19 protein-coding genes are annotated in these 19,970 nt (G+C 67.5%); 6 read left to right on the top strand and 13 right to left on the bottom strand.

The window, feature by feature from the left end; genetic code table 11:
- Positions 1–31: 31 nt before the first annotated feature.
- The 4 genes from CRO07_RS01425 to CRO07_RS01410 form a co-directional block, all read right to left on the bottom strand.
- The gene (locus CRO07_RS01425; protein WP_097028892.1) at positions 32–1,393 is read right to left on the bottom strand and encodes an outer membrane protein assembly factor BamB family protein; all 1,362 of its coding nucleotides are present in this window, start codon (positions 1,391–1,393) and stop codon (positions 32–34) included.
- 33 nt (positions 1,394–1,426) lie between these two features.
- Positions 1,427–2,080 carry a tetratricopeptide repeat protein gene (locus CRO07_RS01420; RefSeq protein WP_097028891.1) on the bottom strand — a complete coding sequence of 218 codons (654 nt, stop codon included), beginning with the start codon at positions 2,078–2,080 and terminating at the stop codon, positions 1,427–1,429.
- Between the two features lie 411 nt (positions 2,081–2,491).
- On the bottom strand, positions 2,492–4,327 hold the full coding sequence (locus CRO07_RS01415; RefSeq protein WP_097028890.1) for an ABCB family ABC transporter ATP-binding protein/permease: 1,836 nt from the start codon (positions 4,325–4,327) through the stop codon (positions 2,492–2,494).
- Between the two features lie 214 nt (positions 4,328–4,541).
- Positions 4,542–5,693 carry a LysM peptidoglycan-binding domain-containing protein gene (locus CRO07_RS01410; protein ID WP_235840902.1) on the bottom strand — a complete coding sequence of 384 codons (1,152 nt, stop codon included), beginning with the start codon at positions 5,691–5,693 and terminating at the stop codon, positions 4,542–4,544.
- 105 nt (positions 5,694–5,798) lie between these two features.
- Here CRO07_RS01410 and CRO07_RS01405 point away from each other — a divergent pair, with 105 nt between their 5' ends.
- The gene (locus CRO07_RS01405) at positions 5,799–6,353 is read left to right on the top strand and encodes an LOG family protein (RefSeq protein WP_097028888.1); all 555 of its coding nucleotides are present in this window, start codon (positions 5,799–5,801) and stop codon (positions 6,351–6,353) included.
- A 175-nt stretch (positions 6,354–6,528) separates the two neighbouring features.
- Here CRO07_RS01405 and CRO07_RS01400 read toward each other — a convergent pair whose 3' ends face one another.
- The 6 genes from CRO07_RS01400 to CRO07_RS01375 all read right to left on the bottom strand — a co-directional run bounded on the left by CRO07_RS01400 (position 6,529) and on the right by CRO07_RS01375 (position 12,883).
- Positions 6,529–7,128: a superoxide dismutase gene (locus CRO07_RS01400; protein ID WP_097028887.1), complete on the bottom strand. Its 600-nt coding sequence runs from the start codon at positions 7,126–7,128 to the stop codon at positions 6,529–6,531.
- A 162-nt stretch (positions 7,129–7,290) separates the two neighbouring features.
- Positions 7,291–7,848 carry a sarcosine oxidase subunit gamma gene (locus tag CRO07_RS01395; RefSeq protein ID WP_097028886.1) on the bottom strand — a complete coding sequence of 186 codons (558 nt, stop codon included), beginning with the start codon at positions 7,846–7,848 and terminating at the stop codon, positions 7,291–7,293.
- On the bottom strand, positions 7,841–10,822 hold the full coding sequence (locus CRO07_RS01390) for a sarcosine oxidase subunit alpha family protein (RefSeq protein WP_097028885.1): 2,982 nt from the start codon (positions 10,820–10,822) through the stop codon (positions 7,841–7,843). Before CRO07_RS01390 ends, CRO07_RS01395 begins: the two co-directional genes overlap by 8 nt.
- Positions 10,819–11,142: a sarcosine oxidase subunit delta gene (locus CRO07_RS01385; RefSeq protein WP_097028884.1), complete on the bottom strand. Its 324-nt coding sequence runs from the start codon at positions 11,140–11,142 to the stop codon at positions 10,819–10,821. Before CRO07_RS01385 ends, CRO07_RS01390 begins: the two co-directional genes overlap by 4 nt.
- Positions 11,143–11,181: 39 nt before the next feature.
- Entirely contained in the window at positions 11,182–11,556 is a 375-nt protein-coding gene (locus CRO07_RS01380; protein WP_097028883.1) for an MFS transporter, read from the bottom strand.
- Between the two features lie 79 nt (positions 11,557–11,635).
- Positions 11,636–12,883, bottom strand: coding sequence for a sarcosine oxidase subunit beta family protein (locus tag CRO07_RS01375; protein ID WP_097028882.1), 1,248 nt, complete (start codon positions 12,881–12,883; stop codon positions 11,636–11,638).
- A gap of 196 nt (positions 12,884–13,079) precedes the next feature.
- Between CRO07_RS01375 and ccmI the strand changes: the two genes are divergently transcribed.
- The 3 genes from ccmI to CRO07_RS01360 are packed head-to-tail and all read left to right on the top strand — an operon-like array spanning position 13,080 to position 15,030.
- Positions 13,080–14,324, top strand: a complete 1,245-nt coding sequence (ccmI, locus tag CRO07_RS01370) for a c-type cytochrome biogenesis protein CcmI (RefSeq protein ID WP_176504461.1) — start codon at positions 13,080–13,082, stop codon at positions 14,322–14,324.
- Positions 14,321–14,803 (top strand): Holliday junction resolvase RuvX, encoded by a 483-nt coding sequence (gene ruvX / locus CRO07_RS01365; RefSeq protein ID WP_097028880.1) that lies wholly within the window; start codon positions 14,321–14,323, stop codon positions 14,801–14,803. The genes ccmI and ruvX overlap by 4 nt, the downstream gene beginning before the upstream one ends.
- Positions 14,800–15,030, top strand: a complete 231-nt coding sequence (locus CRO07_RS01360) for a DUF1289 domain-containing protein (RefSeq protein WP_097028879.1) — start codon at positions 14,800–14,802, stop codon at positions 15,028–15,030. The genes ruvX and CRO07_RS01360 overlap by 4 nt, the downstream gene beginning before the upstream one ends.
- Positions 15,031–15,169: 139 nt before the next feature.
- Here the strand turns inward: CRO07_RS01360 and fabD are convergent, their stop codons facing one another.
- Positions 15,170–16,102: an ACP S-malonyltransferase gene (fabD, locus tag CRO07_RS01355; RefSeq protein WP_097028878.1), complete on the bottom strand. Its 933-nt coding sequence runs from the start codon at positions 16,100–16,102 to the stop codon at positions 15,170–15,172.
- Between the two features lie 289 nt (positions 16,103–16,391).
- Between fabD and CRO07_RS01350 the strand changes: the two genes are divergently transcribed.
- Positions 16,392–17,051 carry an ABC transporter ATP-binding protein gene (locus CRO07_RS01350; protein ID WP_097028877.1) on the top strand — a complete coding sequence of 220 codons (660 nt, stop codon included), beginning with the start codon at positions 16,392–16,394 and terminating at the stop codon, positions 17,049–17,051.
- Positions 17,029–18,594, top strand: coding sequence for a capsule biosynthesis protein (locus CRO07_RS01345; RefSeq protein WP_097028876.1), 1,566 nt, complete (start codon positions 17,029–17,031; stop codon positions 18,592–18,594). The genes CRO07_RS01350 and CRO07_RS01345 overlap by 23 nt, the downstream gene beginning before the upstream one ends.
- A 163-nt stretch (positions 18,595–18,757) precedes the next feature.
- Here the strand turns inward: CRO07_RS01345 and CRO07_RS01340 are convergent, their stop codons facing one another.
- Together CRO07_RS01340 and CRO07_RS18350 are read right to left on the bottom strand one after the other, a co-directional pair.
- On the bottom strand, positions 18,758–19,261 hold the full coding sequence (locus CRO07_RS01340) for a sigma-70 family RNA polymerase sigma factor (protein WP_176504460.1): 504 nt from the start codon (positions 19,259–19,261) through the stop codon (positions 18,758–18,760).
- A 391-nt stretch (positions 19,262–19,652) separates the two neighbouring features.
- Complete coding sequence (locus CRO07_RS18350; protein WP_204839976.1) at positions 19,653–19,823, bottom strand: hypothetical protein; 171 nt, start codon at positions 19,821–19,823, stop codon at positions 19,653–19,655.
- Positions 19,824–19,970: the final 147 nt, after the last annotated feature.

Here is a 19,970-nt window from a genome sequence, read left to right as displayed (position 1 = left end):
GTCAAGCCCGGATCCCTATCAGGAACCCGCATCAGCGGAAAGCCAGAAGTTTCCCGCTGGCCGAGACGACATAGAGTGTGCCGCCCGCCAGTGCCGGCTGCGCCGCCGCCCCGCCCGGCAGATCGACGGCGCCAACCAGCGCCCCGCTGGAGGGGCTGAAGAACCGCAGCGTATCGTCGGACGAGGCCACCACCAGCCGCCCCCCCGCCAGCAGCGGGCCGTAATGGGCGGTGATCGCCTTGCGCTTCTTGGGCTTTTCCTTGGTGAAATAGGGCATGTCGACCGACCAGATCACCGCGCCGGTCGCCGCGTCCAGCCGCACCAGCCGCGCCTCGTCCGAGACGAGGAACACCGAATCCCCCGCAACCGCCACCGGCGCCAGCGCGCCTTCGCCCGCCGCCCAAAGCTCCTCGCCCGAGGCGGTGGAAAGCGCCACGGTGCGGCCCGCGCTGCTGCCGATGTAGGCCACGTCGCCCACCACCACCGGATCGCCGGTCAGGTCGCGGAAACTGGCATAGGCCCGGCCCAGCCGCTGCCCCGCCACCTGCGACGACCACAGCCGAGACCCGCCTTCGCGCAACGCGGCCACGACCTGACCGCTGGCGAAGGGGAACAGCACCGCATTGCCGCTGACCGCCGGCGCCGAGCCGCCGATCATGCCCGTCGCAGACGGCGCCCCCGGCAACTGCCAGCGCACGCGACCGTTGCCGGCCTCGACCGCCCAGGCCGAGCCGTCACGGCCGACGACATAGACCAGATCGCCCGAAACCGTCGGCGCCCCCGTCGCGGGCGCCCCCAGACGCTGGCGCCAGACCACCGCGCCAGACGCCGGGTCAAGCGCCAGAACCTCGCCGAACCCGGTCGTGACATAAAGCCGGCCATCGCCATGGGCGAGCCCCCCGCCCGACACCGCGGTCGAGCGGTCCGAAGGCGGGGTCAGATCCACCCGCCACAGCATCGCGCCAGAGGTCGAGGTGGCCTGCACCTCGCTTTGCGAATCCATCGTGAAGATGCGCCCGCCCGCCACCACCGGCGCCGCCGAAATCCGGGCCTTGCGGGTATTGCCGGCGCCGATGTCGGTGCTGAACACCAGTTGCGGCGCGGTGCCAAGCGCGGCGTGGGGCGCCAGATGCCCGGCATTGCCGCCGCGCTGCGGCCAGTCGGCGTTGACCGCTGCCGCCGCCAGCGCGATCGGGCGATCCGCATTCGCCCGCTGCGCGGTCGGATCGACCGGGCTGGGATTGGCTTCGGTCGGAACGCTTGCCTCAAGGGGCGCGCGCACGTCGAACCGTTCGCCGGGAAGGATCAACTCGTCATCCCCGCAACCGGCAAGAAGTGTGAGAAGCGCAAGCCCCGAGACCGCCGCGTTCAGTTTCACCTTGGATGCCCTCATCAACTTCTGCCCGTCCGCCTGTGGGGCCGGCCGTCAGCCGGCCGGGGTTTCGCCGCCAAGGGCGGTGATCATCTGCTCGGCGCGGCGCCGCAGACCGGGCGTCGCCTCCTGATCCTGTGCAAGGCTGCGCAGCGTCTGAATGGCCTTGGCGGTCTCGCCCGCTTCCAGATCCAGAAGCGCCAGCTGTTCCAGCGCCAGTGTGCGATAGGGCCGCCCCGGCGCCGCGATGGCATCAAGCGCCGTGCGCCGCTCGGCCAGGGGAATCGTCGTGCCGCCGACGATCGCCCGCCGCAGCACCGCCAGATCGCGATAGCTGGGCGCAAGTGCGGGATCGGCCGCGATCCGGTCCAGCGCGGCCAGCGCGCCCGCAGGATCGCCCGCCGGGTCCGAGGCCAGCATCAGCTCGCGCAGTGCCGCCCGCGGGGCGCCTTCAGCCGGCACCGCCGCCAGCGCCTTGCGCCGGGCCTCGGCATCGGGGCCTTCTTCGAGTGCCGCCAGCAACGCATCGCCAAACGCCTGCGAGGCGGCGCGGGTCTGCGCCTTCTGCCATTCGTTGAACGCAGCCCCCCCGACGATCAGCAGCACCGCAAGAACCGCGATCCAGCCATAGCGGCGGAAATAGCCGAACATCCGGTCGCGACGGACCTCCTCGGTCACCTCGTCGATGAAACTTTCGGGGTTGCTCAAGACCCTCTCCCTCGCTGGTGCCATCGTCTTACACGCAAGCCTGACGGCTTGCCAAGCCCCGCGCCGGTTCGCAGGGGCGCGACCATGCGGGGCGCACAGTCCCAACCGCGCGTGCAGGCGCCCGCGTTCGGCTCCCATCGGCTGCCTGCGCTGCGCACAGTCCCGCGCGCGCAGGCGCCCCTCGATCCGCCCCGGAAGTCCGCGCGTCCGCACGTCCCGCGCGTGGGCGCCCGGCAGATCATCAGCATGTTCTTGGCCAACCGTGTGCCCCGCCCCCGCGCCCCGCGCTGTGGCAGTTGGTCGACCATCGCGCAGTGGTGTCCTGCCCGCGCCCCGAGGGCAAACGCGAAAGACCAGCTCGACCCGTCGTCGTCCCGCCCGCCCGCGCCCCGCGGGTCAGGCGGGGCCGGATCAGGCGGCCTCGCCGTCTTCCTCGGCCGACTGGCGGGCCCACATCGCGGCATAGCGCCCGCCGCGGGCCAGAAGCGCCTCGTGCCGGCCTTCCTCGACGATCACGCCATCTTCCAGCACCACGATACGGTCGGCATCGGCGATGGTGGACAGGCGATGCGCGATGGTGACGACGGTGCGGCCCTCGCCCATCTCGCGCAGGCTGTCCTGAATGTCGCGCTCGGTCTGGGTATCCAGCGCCGAGGTCGCCTCGTCCAGCAGCAGGATCGGCGGGTTCTTCAGAAGCGTGCGCGCGATGCCCACGCGCTGCTTTTCGCCGCCCGACAGCTTCAGCCCGCGTTCGCCCACCGTGGTGCGGTAGCCGTCCGGCAGGCGGGTGATGAAGTCGTGGATCTTGGCGGCCCGCGCCGCGGCCTCGACCTCTGAGGGGGTGGCGTCGGGGCGACCATAGGCGATGTTGTAATAGATCGTGTCGTTGAACAGCACCGTGTCCTGCGGCACCACGCCGATCCGGGAATGCAGCGAATCCTGCCGAACGCTGCGCAGATCCTGCCCGTCGATGCGGATCGCCCCCGAGGTCACGTCATAGAACCGGAACAGAAGCCGCCCGATGGTGGACTTGCCCGAGCCCGAGGGCCCGACAAGGGCCACCCTTTCGCCCGCACCCACCGTCATCGAGATGCCCTTCAGGATCACCCGGTCGGGATCATAGCCAAAGCGGACATCCTGAAACACCACCTCGCAGCCCCGCACCTCCAGATCGCGGGCGTCGGGGGCGTCCGTCACCTCGGCCGGCTGGGCCAGCAGGCCGAACATGTGCCCCATGTCGACCAGCGCCTGCCGGATCTCGCGGTAGACGGTGCCCAGAAAGCCCAGCGGCAGGGTGATCTGGATCATGTAGGCGTTGACCATGACGAAATCGCCCACCGTCAACTGCCCCGCCTGCACGCCATGGGCCGCCATCACCATCACCGCCACAAGACCCGCGGTGATCAAAAGGCTTTGGCCCGCGTTCAGAAACGCCAGCGATTGCCCGGTCTTGACCGCCGCGCGTTCGTATCCCTGCATGGCGGCATCATAGCGGGCCGCCTCGCGCGCTTCGGCGCCGAAATATTTCACCGTCTCGAAATTCAGCAGCGAGTCGATCGCCTTCTGGTTCGCGTCGGTGTCCTGTTCGTTCATCTCGCGGCGGATCTGCACCCGCCATTCGGTGACCTTGAAGGTGAAGGCCACATAAAGCGCGATGGTTGCCACCACCACCGCCATGTATTCCCAGCCAAACACCAGCGCGAAGATCACGGCGACCAGCGTCAGTTCCAGAAACAGCGGCCCTATCGAGAACAGCATGAAGCGCAGCAGGAAATCGACGCCCTTCACCCCGCGTTCGATGATGCGCGACAGCCCCCCGGTCTTGCGGCTGATGTGATAGCGCATCGACAGCCGGTGAATATGGGTGAAGGTTTCCAGCGCCAGCGCCCGCAGCGCCCGCTGGCCCACCCGCACAAAGATCGCATCGCGCAATTCGCCAAAGGCCACCGCGCCCAGCCGCGCAAGGCCATAGGCCAGCGTCAGCCCGACCGCCCCCAGCCCCAGCATCATCGAAGGCGACGGCGCCTCACCGGCCAGCGCATCGACCGCGGCCTTGTAGAAGAACGGCGTCGAGACCGAGATGATCTTGGCCAGCACCAGCGCACACAGCGACAGCACCACCCGCCGCTTCACCCATGACTGGCCCTTGGGCCAGAGATAGGGCGCCATGCGCTTCATCGTCGCCCAACCGCTCAGTTCTGGCGGATCGACCGGCGCGGGGCCGGGCCTCTCTCTCATGTTACGCATCGGGCGGCACCTCCTGAGAGCGCCTTACCTATGCCGCCACAGGCCGAAAGACCAGAGGGCGTTGCGGGCAGACCCGCCGCCGCAGGCGGTTGCGATGAACCAACCGCAACGCCGGCGACCGCCGGGCTGTGCCACCGTGCGACCGAGGCCCAAAGGCGTCGCGGATCGCAATCCCGCACGGGGCGCGGACAGCCGGCCTGCCTGTCAGACGTGGCTATTCGTCCGCCCGCGGCAGGGTAAAGACCTGCCCGGGATAGATCAGGTCGGGATCGCGGATCGCCTGCCGGTTGGCCTCATAGACCTTCACATACAGCACGCCCGCACCGAAATTCTCCTGCGCGATCCGCCAAAGGCTGAAGCCGGGCTGAACCGTCACCGTCACCGGCGCGGCGGCGGCTGAGGGCGACAGGGGCACCGCCGCCGCAGGCCCCGCACCCGAGGCGCCAGCCCCCGCTGCCGCGGGGCGTTCCGTGACCGGTATGACGGGCGGAGCGGCCGATTGCAGCGCGGCGGCAACCGCCTCGTGGGTCTCGCGCGCGAACGGGGTTTCAAACCGCGCCACCACCTTGCCCGCGGAATCGATCCGGTCGGCCCGCAACTGGTAGCGGCCGGGATCGATCCCGGTCAGGCTGGCCGCCCAAAACCCGTCAGCGGCAACCGCCACGGTCGCGATCTCGCGGTTGTCCAGATAAAGTCGGATGAAATCGCCCGCCCCCCCGCGCCCTGACAACAGCACCGCGCCATCGGCGGCATAGGCGATGGTCTCGATTGACAGACCTTCAGGCGCCTCGTCGAGGCGCTCGCCGGGGGGCTGGATCACCTTCACCCCATCCCCGGCCAGAAGCAGCGCGGCCGGCGCGGCACCGCCACCGGGCGCCTCGCCCACAGGCAGGATCGGCGCCACAAAGACGCTTACGGTCGACAGTTGCTCGGTTCCATCGGCCCGCCGCATCCGCAACGTCAAGGTCCGGGGCCGTCCGTCCGGCGGGATCGCGAACATCACCGCAAAACGGTTGGCGGCATCGGCAAGGGTCAGGGCCGCCTGCACGCCATCGACCAGAACCGCCACCTCTGCCCCCTGCGGCGCCCGCCCCGCCACCAGCGCCGAGCCGTCGCTTTCGATCCGCACCACATCGAAGTCCGGCATCCCCGCGCCGGCATCCGCCGCCATTGCAACCACAGGGTCCGAAGGCACCGCAAGCCGGGCAGGATCGACAGCCGGGGTCGCATCGGCGGCCTGACTGGCCGCGTCAGACGGGGCGGGCGCAGAACCGGGGGCCGGACGCTGGACCACACCGAACCAGAGCACACCGACAAAAACAGCCGCGGCACCGCCCAGCACCGCCGCCTTTGCGCCCGTCCCCATCCTGCTTCTGACCGGCATCGTCCGTTCTGCCCCCGGCGCCTTCTTGTCTCGGTTACAGGAACGCGGATATCACTTCCGGACGCAAGCCCTATCCACAGGTTCCCGATGACCCATCTTCGCTCTGTCTGCGTGTTCTGCGGCGCCCGCGCCGGCCTTCAGCCCGCCTATGCCCGCGATGCGCGCAGCCTTGGCCGGCTGATCGCCGTCGAGGGCTGGCGTCTGGTCTATGGCGCGGGTGATGTCGGCCTGATGGGCGAAGTCGCCCGCGCGGCGCTGGCCGAAGGCGGGCTGACAATGGGCGTGATCCCCACCCATCTGCTGATCCGCGAACAGGGCCGGCGCGATCTGGCCCAGCTTGTGGTGACCGAGGACATGCACGAGCGCAAGAAAGTGATGTTCATGAACTCGGACGCGATCGTGGTGCTGCCGGGGGGCGCGGGATCGCTGGATGAGTTCTTCGAGGTGCTGACATGGCGCCAGATCGGCCTGCATGAAAAGCCGATCTTCCTGCTGAACACCGATGGCTACTGGCAGCCGCTGATCGCGCTGATGGACAATGTGATCGAGCATGGCTTTGCCGAAACCGCGCTGCGCGACTATTTCGTGGCGGTGCCGGATGTCGAGACGCTGGCCACCCGGCTGCGCGCCGCACTGTCCTGAGCGGCAAAGCACGGTCAACGGCGATCGGCAGCGAACCGTGCCGCGCCCCAAGCAGGGTCACCGTTCGCCGCTGTGATCCCCATGGTTCCCGGCCGCCTGAGCGCACCTGCCCGAAGGCCGATGTGAAAAGGCCCGCCCGACGATCCGGGCGGGCCTTTTGCCGAAACCGGCGGGATCAAAGCCGCGAGGCCACGTTTTCCCAGTTCACCAGCTTTTCAAGGAAGTTCGACAGATAGGCCGGCCGCTTGTTGCGGAAGTCGATGTAATAGCTGTGCTCCCACACGTCGCAGCCCAGAAGGGCGGTCTGCCCGAAACACAGCGGATTCACGCCGTTCTCGGTCTTGGTGACCTTCAACCCGCCATCGGTATCCTTGACCAGCCAGCACCATCCAGAGCCGAACTGACCGGCACCGGCAGCGGCGAAATCTTCCTTGAACTTCTCGACCGAGCCAAAGCTGTCAACCAGCGCCGTTTCCAGCTCTCCGGGCATCTTCGAGGCGCCGGGGCCCATCATCTCCCAGAACTGGCAATGGTTCCAATGCTGGCTGGCATTGTTGAAAATGCCGTTCTGCGCCACCGCACCGGCCTGATAGGTGCCGCGGATGATGTCTTCCAGCGAGCGGCCTTCCCATTCGGTGCCTGCGATCAGCTTGTTGCCGTTGTCGACATAGGCCTTGTGGTGCAGGTCGTGGTGGTATTCCATCGTCTCCTTCGACATGCCGAGATCGGCCAGCGCATCATGCGCGTAGGGAAGGTCGGGAAGGGTGAAAGCCATGGCTTGCTCCTGTGCTGTCGCCGCGTCGGTCGTTGGGCCCAATAAGAGCGCGGGACGGCAGAAGGTCAAGGGGTCACGGCGACCAGATGTCGCAGGATTGGCCGGGAAGCTCCTGCGCCACCGAAGTTTTCTTCTCAGGCAGAGGATCTTCCCGGTGGGGCCTCAGCCGGGGAAAAGCTCGCTTCCCGGCTGGGCGGAATGGGTCAGAAGCCCCATGACATAGGCCGCGACCGACCGGAACGCCACCAGCGTATAGCCGCCCTGCTCGGCCCAGAAGGCGGCGGGAACCTGCGCCGTGCGGGTGCGGCGCAGTTCGTCAGGGGCCAGCATGGCGAAATCGACAGGGCACAGCTTCATCAGCACCTGCGCCGCCTTTTCGCCCTCGATACGGAAGATGCACCGCGCATCCGACACATCCGCCACCAGCATATGCACCCCCGCCAGCGCCTGCGTCAGCGCCGCGACCGTCGCCGCGACATCGCCGTAAGGCAGCACGATCAGCAACTCGTCCGGCGACATCCAGCCCACCCGGACCTCGCCCCGGGTCAGGATCCGGCGCCGCTCGGGCAGGCCCAGACCCAGCACCGCGGTCAGGGCCGCGGAAAGCTGCGGCAGATCATGTTTCGCCCGCAGCGCGATCATGCCCATCGGGCCGATCTCGCGGATGGTGGCGAATCCTTCGAAGCTGGCGTTCCCCAGCGCGCTTGCCGCCTCAGACATCCTGCTTCTCTCCTGCCTTGTCGTAGAACACCGGATCGACGATCCGCGCCTTCACCACACCGCCCCAGATCTTGGGGAATTCCAGCACCTCGCCCATCCGGTCCGGGCCGCGATGGACAAGGCCCATGGCGATGCCCTTCTTCAGCGTCGGCGAATAATAGGTCGAGGTGACACGTCCTTGGGTGTTGCGCTGGCCGTTGGCGTTCATCCCCGGCGCCGGCGCAATGGCGCCATCGGGCAGAACCGAGCCGTCAAGCGTTTCCAGCCCCACCAGTTTCCAGCGGTCGGGGCTGGCAAGGAAAGTGCGTTCCTGCCCGCGCTTGCCGATGAAATCGGCCTTTTTCTTCGACACCGCCCAGCCAAGGTTCAGATCCTGCGGGATCACCGTGCCGTCGGTTTCGTCCCCGATCATGATGAAGCCCTTTTCGGCGCGCAGCACATGCAGCGCCTCGGTGCCATAGGGCATCAGGCCGAACTCTTTACCTGCGGCGATACAGGCCTCCCAGAACGCCAGCCCCTGCCCGGCGGGAACCGCGATCTCGTAGGACAGCTCGCCCGAGAAGCTGATGCGGAACGCCCGCGCCGGGATGCCGGCCAGCGTGCCTTCAGCCCAGTGCATGAAGGGCAGCGCCTCTTTCGAGACATCCATCCCGCCAAGTTTTTCCAGCAGCTTGCGGGCCGAAGGGCCGACCACCGCGATCTGGGCATATTGCTCGGTCAGGTTGGCGGTATAGACCTGCCAATCCCACCATTCACACTGAAGCCAGTCCTCCATATGGGCATGGATGCGGTCGGCCCCGCCGGATGTGGTATGGCAAAGCCAGGTGTCATCCGAGATCCGCGCCACGACCCCGTCATCCATCAGGAAGCCGTTTTCGTTGCACATCAGCCCATAGCGGCAGCGCCCCACCGGCAGCGAGGACATGACGTTGGTATACATCATGTCAAGGAAGCGCCCCGCGTCCGGCCCCTTGACCACGATCTTGCCCAGCGTCGAGGCATCGAGCAGCCCCAGATGGCTGCGGGCATTCACGACCTCGCGCTTGACCGCATCGGCATGGCTTTCGCCGGGGCGGGTGTAGCAATAGGGCCGGCGCCACAGGCCCACGGGTTCCCAATAGACGCCATGCGCCTGATGCCAGTCGTGCATCGGCGTGCGGCGCAGCGGCTGAAAGATCTCGCCGCGCGCCTCGCCGGCCAGCGCACCCAACGTCACCGGCGTATAGGGCGGGCGGAAGGTGGTGGTGCCCACCTGCGGGATCGGCGCGTTCAGCGATCCGGCAAGCACCGCCAGACCGTTGATGTTGCTCAGTTTGCCCTGATCGGTCGCCATGCCAAGCGTGGTATAGCGTTTGGTGTGTTCGACCGATTCATAGCCCTCGCGGGCGGCCAGCTGAACGTCGGCCACCTTCACGTCGTTCTGGTAATCCAGCCACATCTTGGCGCGCAACTCGGCCGAGGCGCCCTGCGGCATCATCCAGACCGGCACCATCGCGGCCTCGGCCGGGGCATGGACCTTGGGCGCCGGGCCGCTGCCGCCCGCCGCGCGGATCGCATCCGCCAACACCTCGTCCGCCTGAAGCAGGCCGTTGGCCGAGCCCACCGCCGCAACCATCGCCTGCCCGTCATGGGTGATCGGCGGGCGTTGCGGATCGGGACGGAAGGCGGCCTGAGCCTCGTCCCAGATCAGCTTGCCGCCGCAATGGCTCCATAGATGGACCACGGGCGACCAGCCGCCCGACATGGCGACGGCATCGCAGGCGATCTCGTCCAGAACCGCGCCCTCGCCGGCCTGCGCGCAGACAGCGACGCCGGAGACACGGCGGCCGCCCTTCACCTTGGCGATGCCGCGGTTCAGATGCACGGCAATGCCCAGCGAGCGGACTTCCTGCACCAGATCGCCATCGGCTTCGGTCCGCGCATCCAGCACCGCCGGCACTGTCAGCCCGGCGCGATGGACGGCAATGGCGGTGCGGTAGGCGTCGTCGTTGTTGGTGACGATCACCACGCGGTCGCCGGGCGACACCGCCCAGTTCACAATGTAATCGCGCACCGCCGAGGCCAGCATCACCCCCGGAATGTCGTTGCCGGCGAAGGGCAACGGCCGCTCGATCGCGCCGGTGGCGGTGATGACTTTCGCCGCCCGGATGCGCCACAGCCGCTTTTTCGGCCGCCCGTCGCCGGGGGTGTGATCGGCCACGCGTTCCTCGGCCAGAACATAGCCGTGGTCATAGACGCCGGCGGCCATGCAGCGCAGGCGCAGCGTCACATTTGGCATCGCAGACAGGGCGGCCACGGTCGCCGCCACCCAGTGATCCGCGGGCTTTTCGTCGATCAGCACATCGTCGACCGGGGCACGGCCGCCCCAATGCGCGGTCTGTTCCAGGACGATCACCCGCGCGCCGGTTCCGGCCGCCGTCAGCGCCGCCTGAAGGCCCGCAATGCCGCCGCCCACCACCAGCAGATCGCAATGGGCATAAGCCTGTTCGTAGCGGTCGGGGTCAGCTTCGGTCGGGGCGCGACCCAGACCGGCCGAGGCACGGATCACCGGCTCGAACAGGTGTTTCCACGCCGCGCGCGGTTGCAGGAAGGTCTTGTAATAGAACCCTGCCGGCAGGAAGCGGGCGACGGCGTTGTTCACCACCCCCACATCGAATTCAAGGCTGGGCCAGTGGTTCTGGCTGGCCGCGGCCAGCCCCGGGAACAACTCGGTCGTGGTGGTGCGCTGGTTGGGTTCCAGCCGCGCACCCTGACCCAGATTGACCAGCGCGTTCGGTTCTTCCGCGCCCGAGGCGACGATGCCGCGGGGGCGGTGATACTTGAAGCTGCGCCCGACCAGCATCTGGTCATTGGCCAAAAGCGCCGAGGCCAGCGTATCGCCGGCAAAGCCCGCCATCCGCTTGCCGTTGAAGGTGAATTCATGGGCGGTCGCGCGGTCGATCAGCCGCCCGCCCCGTGCCAGACGCGTGCTCATTTCACGCCCTCCCAGTTCGGCCGGCGGGCCTTGATCTTTGCGACGATATCGGCGGGTGGCTCGGATGTCTGTGCCGGATAGGTGCCGAACACCTCAAGCGTGGCGGTGCAGCGCGCGGCCAGAAACCACTTGCCGCAGCCATAGGTGTGGCGCCACCGCTCGAAATGAACCCCCTTGGGGTTCTTCCGGGCAAACATGTAGGATTCGAACTGTTCGTCGGACGAGCCGGGACCGAAACGCTTCAGATGCGCTTCATGGCCCGGGCTCAGTTCCGTTTCCTCGGCCTTCACGCCGCAATAAGGACATTCGAGGATCAGCATGCGCTTGCGCTCCGGTCAGGCCGGGCGCAGGCGCCCGGTTCATTCGATGGGATAGACGACAGTCGGGCGGTTCGAGGAATCGGACGCGCCGCCGAAATTGCCCGAGGTGGCGATACCGGCCAGAACAAGGCACACCAGCGCGCCACAGGCGAAACCACCAATCTGCACGCGATATTTCCAGATCGACGCAATGTCCTTGTCGCGACGGGCGGCAAGCTGCTGTTTCGACGGCATACGCTTCCAGATCCAGGTTGCCGGATCGATCTTGAGTTCCTCGTCGTTGAGAAGCTCTTTCGACTTCTGGACGACACGGGAATTGTTCCAGCGTTCGTCGAGCTTGTATTTCTTGATGTCCGCCTGAACCCGAGCCTTGATCTGCTCGCGCGAGGGGATGTCGTCGATGAATGAGAACATGTCGGCGTCTCCAGAGAGTTGTAGTCAGGAGATACCGCATGAAGCGGCGGCGTCAAAGCGACACGGTAACGCGGGGGCATCAGTGTGCCACCCCTGCCGCAACCGATTCGTCGATGAAACGCCCCTCACGGAAGCGGTCCATGCCGAATTCGGCAGCAAGCGGCCCCGGCTCTCCCTTCGCCACCAGGTCCGCCATCGCCCAGCCCGAGCCCGGAATCGCCTTGAACCCCCCCGTGCCCCAGCCGCAGTTGATGAAACAATTGCCCAACGGCGTCTTCGAAAGGATGGGCGAGCGGTCGCCGGTCATGTCGACGATGCCGCCCCACTGACGCAGCATCTTCAGCCGGCTGATGATCGGGAATGTCTCGATCAGGGCGCGCAGCGTTTCCTCGATGTGGTGGAAGCTGCCGCGCTGGGTGAAATTGTTGAAACTGTCGGTGCCGCCGCCGATCACCAGCTCGCCCTTGTCGGACTGGCTCATGTAGCCGTGAACGGTGTTGGCCATCACCACGACATCGATGCAGGGCTTGATCGGTTCCGACACCAGCGCCTGAAGCGCCACCGCCTCGACCGGCAGGCGGAAGCCGGCCATTTCGGCCACCTGCCCCGAATGGCCCGCCACCACGATCGCCAGCTTCTTGGTGCCGATGAAGCCCTTGGTGGTCTCGACCCCGGTCACCTGCCCGCCCTGCTGGCGCACGCCCGTGACCTCGCATTGCTGGATGATGTCCATGCCCATGGCCGAGCAGGCCCGCGCATAGCCCCAGGCCACCGCGTCATGCCGCGCCGTGCCGCCGCGCTTTTGCAACAGCGCCCCCAGCACCGGATAGCGCGGCCCGTCGATGTTCATGATCGGCACCAGCCGCTTGACCTGTTCCGGGCCGATCCATTCGGTCTCGACGCCCTGCAACAGGTTCGCGTGGACCGTGCGCATGTAGCCGCGGACCTCATGATGGGTCTGGGCCAGCATCAGCAGGCCACGGGGGCTGAACATGACGTTGTAGTTCAGATCCTGGCTCAGCCCCTCATACAGGCTGCGCGCCTTTTCGTAGATCGCGGCCGAGGAGTCCTGAAGATAGTTCGACCGGATGATCGTCGTGTTGCGGCCGGTATTGCCGCCGCCCAGCCAACCCTTCTCGATCACCGCGACATTGGTGATGCCGTGGTTCTTGCCAAGGTAATAGGCCGTCGCAAGGCCATGACCGCCCGCCCCCACCACAATCACGTCATAGGACGACTTCGGCAGTGGCGAGGCCCAGGCCCGCTCCCACCCCGTATGATGGCGCATCGCCTCGCGGGCAATGGCGAAAACCGAATAGCGTTTCATGTGCCGACTCCCGTCTCGGGCCTTTCCCTGCGTTCTGGAACGGTGCGCGGAGATGGCCCCGTGCGCAAGCGGCACAATCGGCACAAATGCGACATCGCCCGTCAGCGGTGGCCCACCACGGGCGACAATGACGGAAATGGGACTTTTGCCCCGGACGCCGAGGCCCTACATGGGGGCAGTCAGCACGGGGGCCTTGATGGAAATGACGCTGTTCTGGATCCTTGCCGGGGCGATTGCCGCAGGCGTCGCCGCGCTGCTCGTGCTGTCGCTGCTGCGCGGGGGGCGATCGGACGAACCCGCCGCCGCCTTCGACATGCGCGTCTATCGCGACCAGCTGCAAGAGATCGAACGCGACCTTGCCCGCGGCACCATCGCCCCCGACGAAGCCGACCGGCTGAAAACGGAAGTCTCACGCCGCCTGCTGGATGCCGACCGGGCACTGAAGGCCGGGAATGGCGCCGGCGCCTCGCCGCGCGCCCTGACCCTTGCCGCGGCGGGCGGGATGGTGCTGGTGCTGGGCGGCGCAGTCGCGGCCTATCTCGATCTGGGGGCGCCCGGCTATGGAGACCGCCCGATGGCCGCCCGGCTGGCCGAGGCCGAAACCGCCTACCGCAACCGCCCTTCGCAGGCCGAAGCCGAGGCCGAGGCCGCCCGCACGGCCCGGTCGCCAACCCCCGCGGCCGATCCCGAATTCCTGATCCTTATGGACAAGCTGCGCAGCGCCGTCGCCGCCAACCCCGAAGACATCCGTGGCCAGGAACTTCTGGCCCGAAACGAGGCCGCCCTGGGCAATTTCGCCGCCGCCGCCGCCGCCCAAAGCCAGGTGATCGCGCTGAAAACCCCCGCCGACACTGCCGAGGATCACGCAGCACTCGCGGAACTGAAGATCATCGCCGCCGCCGGCATCGTCACCCCCGAGTCCGAATCCGCCCTGACCGAGGCGCTGCGGCGCGATCCGCAGAACGGCACCGCACGCTATTATTCCGGCCTGCTGCTGGCCCAGACCGGCCGGCCCGACATGGCGTTCAAACTGTGGCGCGGGCTGCTGGAAGGCTCGCAGCCCGGTGATCCGTGGATGCCGCCCTTGCGCGCCCAGATCGAGGAACTGGCCTGGCTCGCCGGGGTGAAATACGACCTTCCCCCCGAAACAGCCGCCACCCCCACCGGCCCCACAACCGCCGATATGCAGGCCGCGGCCGACATGTCCCCGGAAGAGCGCAAGGCGATGATCGAATCCATGGTCGAGGGCCTGAACACCCGCCTCGCCACCGAAGGCGGCACCGCAGCGGAATGGGCCCGCCTGATCGGCGCCCTCGGCATCCTCGGCCAGACCGACCGCGCCCGCGCCATCCACGCCGAGGCCCTGACCCGCTTCCAGGGCCGCGAGGCCGACCTCGCCGAAATCCGCGCCGCTGCCGAACGCGCAGGGCTCACACAATGATCCACGACGAGATCGCCGACTTCCTCGCCGCCCTGCCGCGCAGCGGCGCCATCGCCGGCCTCGACCTCGGCACCAAGACGATCGGCGTCGCGGTCTCCGACGGCCTGCGCCACATCGCAACCCCGCTGCTGACCATCCGCCGCACCAAATTCACCGAGGATGCGGCAAAACTTCAGGAAATCGTGACCAGCCGCGCCCTTGCCGGTCTGGTGCTCGGCCTGCCGCGGAACATGGACGGATCGGAAGGCCCAAGGGCGCAATCGACCCGCGCCTTCGCCCGCAACATCTCGCGCCTCATCCCGCTCCCGATCGGCTACTGGGACGAACGCCTCTCCACGGTCGCCGCCGAACGCGCGCTGATCGAGGCGGATACGTCCCGCAAACGTCGCGCCGAGGTGATCGACCACGTCGCCGCAGGCTATATCCTGCAAGGCGTGCTGGACCGCCTGGCTTGGCTCGAACGGGAGAGAAACAGGTGAAAGACGACCTCTGGACGCGGGACGAAATCGAAAGCCCCTGCGTGAAACTGTGCATGATCCACCCGGAAGAACGGATCTGCGTCGGCTGCCACCGCACCCTGGACGAGATCGCCGCCTGGTCACGCCTCTCCCCGGACGCCCGCCGCACGATCATGGCAGACCTGCCCGCCCGCGCGCCCCGCCTCGCGCGGCGCCGCGGCGGCCACGACGGCCGCACCACACGCTGACGCCCAAACCGCCCCTGACCCACGCGGCCTTGCCGGCATTCGACATCGCCACACCAAAAAAGCGGCCCTGCCCCTTTCAGTCTGGCCCAAATATCCTGCGGGGGTGCGGGGGTGCAAAACCCCCGCTCCGCCACCGGCCTCAGGCCGAAGCCGCCGCCGCCACATCCTCGGGCACGCCGATCGCGCGGGTGCCGGCCCCTTTCGCGATGCGCTTGATCATCCCCGACAGGGCCTTGCCGGCGCCGATCTCCCAGAACTCGGTCACGCCTGCATTCTCCATCCAGATCACGCTTTCGCGCCAGCGCACTGCCCCCGTGACCTGCGCCACCAGAAGCGCGCGGATGCGGTCGGGCTCGCTGACCGCCTCGGCGCGGACATTCACCACCACCGGGCAGACCGGCGCCTCGATCGCCACCGCCGCCAGCGCCTCGGACATCACGCTGGCCGCGTGCTGCATCAGCGCGCAATGGAAAGGCGCGCTGACCGGCAACAGGATCGCACGCTTGGCACCCCGCGCCTTGGCGATCTCGACCGCACGTTCCACCGCGGCCTTGTGGCCTGACACCACCACCTGCGCCGGATCGTTGTCGTTGGCTGCCTGACAGACCTCGCCCTCGGCCGCCTCATGCGCCACCTCGACCACGGTCTCGTAATCCAGACCCAGCAGCGCCGCCATCGCGCCCACGCCCACCGGCACCGCCTCTTGCATCGCCTGACCGCGCACCCGCAGCAGCCGCGCCGTATCAGCCAGCTTCAGCGATTTCGCCGCACACAGCGCCGAATATTCCCCCAGCGAATGCCCCGCCACGAACGAGGCGGTGGCGATCCCCAGCCCCTCGGCCTCCAGCGCGGCCAGGGCCGCCATCGAGGTCGCCATCAGCGCGGGCTGCGCGTTCTGCGTCAGCGTCAGCTCGTCGATCGAGCCGTCCCAGATCAGCGCCGACAGCTTCTCGCCCAGCGCCTCGTCGACTTCCTGAAAGACGGCACGCGCCGCCGGATAGCTTTCGGCAAGCGCCCGGCCCATGCCGATGGTCTGGGCACCCTGCCCCGGGAAAACGAATGCGCGGCTCATGGCTGTGATCTCCTTTCTTCTGCCCCGGCCATACCCTCTGCCGCCTGCCCGCGCAATCGCGGGGCCGGGGCCTGCGCGCTTGCGCCCCGGCCCCCACCACCGCCAGCTGGCGCAGGTCTTGCAGCGCCGCCACACCCGCGCCATCTGGCCCGGACGATTGGCGCCGACGCGGACATAATCCTGCCCAACTGCGCCGATAAGGGCAGATTGGTTAACCTTTGTCGGCTAGCGATGGGTGTCGGCTAGCGATGGTCGGACAAGGCAGCGCGGGGGCGGCCGGAGCGGGCGGATGATCGAATTCGAAACTGTCAGCAAATCGTTCTGGACCGGAAAGCAGCGCAAGGTCATCCTTGACCGGGCCTCGTTCCGGGTCGAACTGGGCAACTCTCTGGGCATCCTTGCCCCCAACGGCACCGGCAAGAGCACGATCATCAACATGATGGCCGGGCTGGAAAAACCCGACGAAGGTCGGATCCTGCGCCGCTCGCGCATCTCGTTTCCGCTGGGCTTCATGGGCGGCGTGGTCTCACGCCACACCGCGACCGAAAACGCCCGCTACATCGCCCGGCTTTACGGGCTTGACCCGGACTATGTCGAAGGTTTCTGCCGCTGGCTCTGCGGCATCGGTGAATATTTCGACATGCCGGTGGGCACCTATTCGTCCGGCATGAAGGCCCGGCTGTCCTTCGCGCTGATGCTGGCGATCGAGTTTGACATTTACCTGATCGACGAGGGGATGCCCTCTACGACGGATGTAGCCTTCAATCGAAAGGCGGGAACCCTTTTGCGCGAGAGGCTGCGACAGTCTACGGTCGTCATCGTCTCGCATCAGCCATCGGTGCTGGAAAAGTTCTGCCGCTCGGCCGCCGTGCTGCGACATGGCCGGCTTTACATGTTCGACACGCTTGAGGAAGCGAAACGTCTTTATGACTATGAAGCTCAAGGCTAGACGGTTCCGCATCCAGCCGGCCGATCAGGCGCCCCTGCCCGCCCCCGAACCGGGTCCGGCCGCGGCGGCCAATGCCGGCGTGGCGCCGCCCGCAGACGAGCCCGGCACCGACATCGATGCCGTCCGGCGCGAGGGGTTGACCGCACGTCAGTTGCGCATGGCCCGGCGGATCGCACAGAAGGAAGGGCTGACCGCCAGTTCCGACCACGAGGCCGTGGTTCTGCTGCGCCGGGCCGGCATCGACCCGTTCCAGCGCGGCAGCCTGCTTGATGCCGCCTCGGCGGACCGGCCGGCCCATGGCCGTGCGCTGGCGCTCAGCGATGGGGGGGCGGCGCTGCCCGATACGGCGCCGCCGCTCGTCCTGCCGTCCCCCGAAGCCCGGGCCGAAGAGGGTCAGGCCGATGCGATCATGCGCATCCAGCGCGACATCGCCCGCAGGCGGCGGCGCAAGCTGGCGCTGCTGGCGGCGCGGCTGGCGTTTTTCGTGCTGCTGCCGACAATTCTTGCAGGCTACTACTATTACCAACTGGCGACGCCGCTTTTTGCCACGAAATCCGAATTCGTGATCCAGCAGGCGGAAAATCCGGCCTCGGTCGGGGGGATCGGCGGGCTGTTGTCGGGAACACAGTTCGCCACAGCGCAGGACAGCATGGCCGTTCAGGGCTATCTGCAATCGCGCGAGGCGATGCAGCGGCTGGATCGCGACATCGGCTTTCGTCCACATTTCAGCCAAGAGGGGATCGACCCGATCCAGCGGCTTGCCCCCGATGCCACCGCCGAGGACGCTTATCGGCTTTACACAAAGACGGTAAAGATCGCCTACGATCCGACCGAAGGTATCGTGAAGCTTGAGGTCCGCGCCACCGATCCCGAAACCTCGGTCGCCTATGCCACGGCGCTGATTTCCTATGCCGAGGAACAGGTCGACCATCTGACCCAGCGCCTGCGCGAGGATCAGATGGCGGGGGCCCGCCAGATCTATGACGAGGCCGAGGCCAAGATGCTGGCCGCCCAGCAGCGGGTGGTGACGCTTCAGGAACGCTTCAAGGTGCTGTCCTCCGAGGTCGAGGTTTCGCTGATCGCCAGCCAGTTGGGCCAGCTGGAAAGCCAGTTGATGACCGAACGGCTGTCGCTTCAGCAGATGCAGTCGAACGCGCAGCCGAACCCCGCCCGGATGGAGCCTGTCCGCCGCCGTATCGCAGCCCTTGAGGCCGAGGTGGCCACCGCCCGCGCCCGGCTGACCGAGGACGGCAAGGACGGGCTGTCGCTGGCCAAGGTGCAGGGCGAATTGCTGGTGGCGCAATCCGACGTGACGACGCGGCAGCTTTTGCTCGCGCAGGCGCTGGAGGCGCTGGAAACCGCGCGGGTCGAAGCACATCGCCAGACCCGCTATCTCTCGCTGTCGGTGCGCCCGGTGTTGCCGGACGAACCCGCCTACCCGCGCGCATTCGAAAACACGCTGGTGGTGATGCTGATTTTTGCGGGGATTTATCTGATGATCTCGATGACGGTGGCGATCCTGCGTGAACAGGTCTCGGCCTGAGACGGGGGCCGGGGCGCCCCTTTGAGGCGATCCGCGAAACGACGGGCCGCGCAGACGGCTGTCGCGGCGGGCGGGCCTTCGGCTGGTCCGACGGCCGAAAGACCGGGGTGACTCGTCGGGGTTTCGCGCCCCCTGCGGGCGCACAAGGCCATGTCGGGCGCGGTCAGGCGCCGCCGCCTTCCAGATCGATCATCACCATCGTCCGGGCGCGGCTGACCCGGTGTTTCACCGGGCCCTCCGCACAACGGCAGATCCGCGCGGCATCCTCGGAGCTTTCGCCCGGCATCACGACCAGGATCAGGATCTCGCGGGAATCAACTGGCAGCCGCTCGATCGCCGCCATCAACTCGCGGCCCGGCACTGCCCATTCCTGCAAGGGCTGCACCGACATCTCGCCCGACACGCAATCGGCGACGCCGGTCCGCTCTCGGGCGCGGATATGGCTGCGGATGTGGAAGGTGTTGCGCAGGATGGTGAACAGCCACGCACGCAGCCGGGTGCCCGACTGGAACTTGTCGACATTGGCAAGCGCCTTCAGCAGCGTTTGCTGCACCAGATCGCTGGCATCGGCCTGAGTGCGGGTCAACGACCGGGCATAGGCGCGCAGGGCCGGAATAAGATCGACGACATCGGGAATGATCGATTGCGGATGGGTCTGGTCCGTCACGGGCCGCTTCTGGCTCTGGTTGGCCTCCGGTGCGGCAATCACCGTCGCGTTTCGGGGCCGGTTCCGGCTTTGGCGTTGCGCAGGGCCGCCGGTCCCGGCAAGCCTTGGATCAGGGTGCAGGCAGCAGGTCCGATGGTGACAGGGCAGGATCAGGAAACGGAAGCGGCAGCCGGGCAGGACGACCTGCATCAGCAGAGCCAGCAGCTCTTGCGCGCGATCGAAGCGGGAAGGGGCCCGCGCCCATTCCGGGGCTGGCACGCCGACTGGCCCATGCGCTGGCGCTGCGCGAAGGCGCCGCGGCGGTGCCCCCGCCGCCTGCCGGCACCCACAAGGGCGACTGACCCAAGGCAGACAACGCGGCCCCCCGAAAGGGCCGTCCTGGTGCCGCGGATCATGACGGCCGCGGGCCGAGGCTTTGCCGCTTGCGGATCAGGTCCAGCAGATGGCCAAACCTGTCGTCGGACGCCGCCTCGGTCGGGTGCGCCAGCGTCAGGTCATAAGCCCGCCTGAGACTGCATTCGACCTGCCATCGAACCAGAGCTGCCGCCTGATCGTCCTGCATGACTGGGATCATTGCCTCGGGTCCGCTTCTTGCGCCTGTCCGATCACAAGCGTCCGGTTCGGGAATTGTTCCCCGCATCCCTTCCAGACCAGACGGCCCCTCTGGCGCGATGGGCCACAGGGCTGTGCCTGCTTTCAATGACTTGTC

The sequence above is a fragment of the Cereibacter ovatus genome, assembly GCF_900207575.1.
Classification (GTDB): domain Bacteria; phylum Pseudomonadota; class Alphaproteobacteria; order Rhodobacterales; family Rhodobacteraceae; genus Cereibacter_A; species Cereibacter_A ovatus.
Note: the sequence above shows the minus strand (reverse complement) of the source record. Positions and strands in the feature narration are given on the sequence as shown.

Bases quoted from the DNA above. Each gene is read 5' to 3' on its own strand.
- CRO07_RS01385 (WP_097028884.1), bottom strand. From the start codon at position 11,142: ATGCTGATCCTCGAATGTCCTTATTGCGGCGTGAAGGCCGAGGAAACG.
- CRO07_RS01350 (WP_097028877.1), top strand. From the start codon at position 16,392: ATGATCGAATTCGAAACTGTCAGCAAATCGTTCTGGACCGGAAAGCAG.
- CRO07_RS01400 (WP_097028887.1), bottom strand. From the start codon at position 7,128: ATGGCTTTCACCCTTCCCGACCTTCCCTACGCGCATGATGCGCTGGCC.
- CRO07_RS01380 (WP_097028883.1), bottom strand. From the start codon at position 11,556: ATGTTCTCATTCATCGACGACATCCCCTCGCGCGAGCAGATCAAGGCT.
- ruvX (WP_097028880.1), top strand. From the start codon at position 14,321: ATGATCCACGACGAGATCGCCGACTTCCTCGCCGCCCTGCCGCGCAGC.
- CRO07_RS01410 (WP_235840902.1), bottom strand. From the start codon at position 5,693: ATGGGGACGGGCGCAAAGGCGGCGGTGCTGGGCGGTGCCGCGGCTGTT.
- CRO07_RS01425 (WP_097028892.1), bottom strand. From the start codon at position 1,393: ATGAGGGCATCCAAGGTGAAACTGAACGCGGCGGTCTCGGGGCTTGCG.
- CRO07_RS01405 (WP_097028888.1), top strand. From the start codon at position 5,799: ATGACCCATCTTCGCTCTGTCTGCGTGTTCTGCGGCGCCCGCGCCGGC.
- ccmI (WP_176504461.1), top strand. From the start codon at position 13,080: ATGGAAATGACGCTGTTCTGGATCCTTGCCGGGGCGATTGCCGCAGGC.
- fabD (WP_097028878.1), bottom strand. From the start codon at position 16,102: ATGAGCCGCGCATTCGTTTTCCCGGGGCAGGGTGCCCAGACCATCGGC.
- CRO07_RS18350 (WP_204839976.1), bottom strand. From the start codon at position 19,823: ATGCAGGACGATCAGGCGGCAGCTCTGGTTCGATGGCAGGTCGAATGC.
- CRO07_RS01345 (WP_097028876.1), top strand. From the start codon at position 17,029: ATGACTATGAAGCTCAAGGCTAGACGGTTCCGCATCCAGCCGGCCGAT.
- CRO07_RS01395 (WP_097028886.1), bottom strand. From the start codon at position 7,848: ATGTCTGAGGCGGCAAGCGCGCTGGGGAACGCCAGCTTCGAAGGATTC.
- CRO07_RS01390 (WP_097028885.1), bottom strand. From the start codon at position 10,822: ATGAGCACGCGTCTGGCACGGGGCGGGCGGCTGATCGACCGCGCGACC.
- CRO07_RS01375 (WP_097028882.1), bottom strand. From the start codon at position 12,883: ATGAAACGCTATTCGGTTTTCGCCATTGCCCGCGAGGCGATGCGCCAT.
- CRO07_RS01415 (WP_097028890.1), bottom strand. From the start codon at position 4,327: ATGCGTAACATGAGAGAGAGGCCCGGCCCCGCGCCGGTCGATCCGCCA.